The sequence below is a fragment of the Bradyrhizobium sp. Gha genome, from assembly GCF_900113735.1.
Lineage (GTDB): Bacteria > Pseudomonadota > Alphaproteobacteria > Rhizobiales > Xanthobacteraceae > Bradyrhizobium.
This window is the reverse complement of record NZ_FOQM01000087.1, coordinates 1-1,968: the sequence shown is the minus strand read 5'-3', so window position 1 is coordinate 1,968 and position 1,968 is coordinate 1. Positions and strand designations below refer to the sequence as shown.

Sequence of the window (1,968 nt, the reverse complement as noted above, 5' to 3'; positions counted from 1 at the left end):
AAAAACCTGGTCGTCCCCGACCATGTCGCCGCATTGCGCCGACGAGGTGAAGTATGGTGTCATCGACAAGGTTGTGAAGCACTTCGAGGACTTGCGGGCGAAGGGCGCCAAGATCGGCGATCAGGCGATCCGCGATCTCGTCACCGTCAACGGCGTGCGGGTCACGGTCGAGGACGGCAGCTGGGGCCTGGTGCGCGCGTCCTCGAACAAGCCCGAGCTCGTGGTCGTGGTCGAGAGCCCGGTCTCCGAGCAGCGCATGCACGACATGTTCGAGATGGTGAACAGCGTGCTGCGCACCCATCCGGAAGTTGGCGAGTACAATCAGAAGATCTAGCAGGCCGTTGAAGAAGTAGCCAATCGGCGGGCGATGAAGGGAATGTCGTCGCCGCCTTCGAGGCATATCTCGCCTTCAAGCGAACCATCGGCGAGCTCTTCTGCCCAACCACGGCCTCTTGCGGGCTCCATCTCGTCGCTGCCGTCCCACGTGAACTCCACGGCATCGCCTTCGCAACGGCCATATATTGCCCCCGTGAGGCAATCCAGGGCGAACTCGCCGCCGTCGGCTGCGAACAGGATGTAAGAGCCCGCCCCGGCCATGTCGTGATCGGGCGTTTCCACTACACGCCATTTGCCCCGCACGCTCATGGCTGCACTACCAGCAGCTTGGGCAGACGGTTAAGATTGTAGGCCGCGAGCGCCAACGTAAAGGCGGCGTCCACGCGCTCGCGCCCCCGTAGCTTCACCTTGGCCAGACCGGCGGAACTCTTGATCCACCTGAACACCTCCTCAATCCGTTTGCGGCAGCGTTGGCTAATCTCGTAGCCGGCATGGCGGGTGGTGCGGGCGTCGACCGCCGTCCTGCGCGGGGTACCGGTCTTGCTGAGGTGTCCGTCGATCGCGATGTGCGGCGTCACCGATCGTTCTCTCAAGTCGTGGACGAACTGCGTGACGTCATAGGCCTTGTCCGCGCCGAGCGTGATCCGCCGGCCTGTGCGATCACTACGATCGATCAACGCCAGCGCCGTCTCTCGTTCGGCCGTGCCGGTGGCCTGGCTGACGGCACCGCCGACCGCCAGACCATTGCGGGTCTCCATCAGAGCGTGCCCCATGTAACACAGCTTGGCCGGCTGCCCATCCCCCTTCTTATACAGCCGGGCCTCCGGGTCGGTCGTACTTTGGTGCGTCTCGTTTGAACGCTTCTCCTTGTGGAAGCCTCAGCGTTGCGTCCCGGACCCTTGCTGTCGTTGTCGTCTCCGTCCTTTCTGCGGAAGCTCTTGATCGAAGCCCACGCCTCAATCAGCGTGCCGTCGACCGAGAAGTGATCGCTCGACAACAGTCGCTTCACCTTCGGCTGAGCCAGCACGGCCGAAAGGAACTTAACGGCGATCTCACCCGCTAACAGCCGGTCGCGGTTCTTGGAGAAGATCGAGTGGTCCCACACCGGATCGGCCACGCCCAGACCGACAAACCAGCGGAATAGCAGGTCAAATTCCAGCCGCTCCATCAATTGTCGTTCCGAGCGAATGCCGTAGAAGGCCTGCAGCAGCATCGCCCGAAGCAGCCTCTCCGATGCAATCGAAGGCCGGCCAAAGTCCGTGTAAAGCCCCGCAAACGCCTTCGATAGATTGCCCAGCGCAGCGTTCACAATCTCCCGGATCGTCCGTAAGGGATGGTCCGGACGAACCCGCGCTTCAAGATCCACGTAACTGAACAGCGATCCAGACCGCTCGTCCGATCCTCGCATCCCGGCCTCCCGCTTCAATCATCGAGAGAATCACGTCCAATTCCATCCCGCCAGAGACTTCTTCAACAGCCTGCTAGCGGCTACCCCTTCGTACCGCCTTCTCAGCTGCAAGCGGCTTAATTTCGCTTGTAGTCGTCTTCAATCCGGATGATGTCGTCTTCCCCGAGATAGGAGCCGGTCTGGACCTCGATCAGTTCCAGCATGATCTTGCCGGGATTCTCCAT

The 1,968-nt window shown here is 61.5% G+C and carries 2 protein-coding genes and 2 pseudogenes; 1 reads left to right on the top strand and 3 read right to left on the bottom strand.

The genetic code is table 11. The features are described from left to right. Positions 1-334, top strand: a pseudogene (locus BM222_RS39635) (phosphomannomutase/phosphoglucomutase); the annotation flags it as partial. On the opposite strand, the gene BM222_RS39630 reads toward BM222_RS39635, so the two are convergent. The 3 genes and pseudogenes from BM222_RS39630 to BM222_RS39620 all read right to left on the bottom strand — a co-directional run. Further along, positions 331-645: a hypothetical protein gene (locus tag BM222_RS39630; protein ID WP_092239995.1), complete on the bottom strand. Its 315-nt coding sequence runs from the start codon at positions 643-645 to the stop codon at positions 331-333. The pseudogene BM222_RS39635 and the gene BM222_RS39630 sit on opposite strands and share 4 nt — an antisense overlap. Further along, positions 642-1,744: pseudogene (locus BM222_RS39625) on the bottom strand (IS5 family transposase). Before BM222_RS39625 ends, BM222_RS39630 begins: the two are co-directional and overlap by 4 nt. A 116-nt stretch (positions 1,745-1,860) precedes the next feature. Further along, a partial coding sequence (locus tag BM222_RS39620) for a hypothetical protein (RefSeq protein ID WP_143106213.1) occupies positions 1,861-1,968 on the bottom strand: 108 nt, incomplete at its 5' end.

Excerpts from the sequence above, each read along its gene's own strand:
- BM222_RS39630 (WP_092239995.1), bottom strand. The coding sequence starts at position 645 with ATGAGCGTGCGGGGCAAATGGCGTGTAGTGGAAACGCCCGATCACGAC.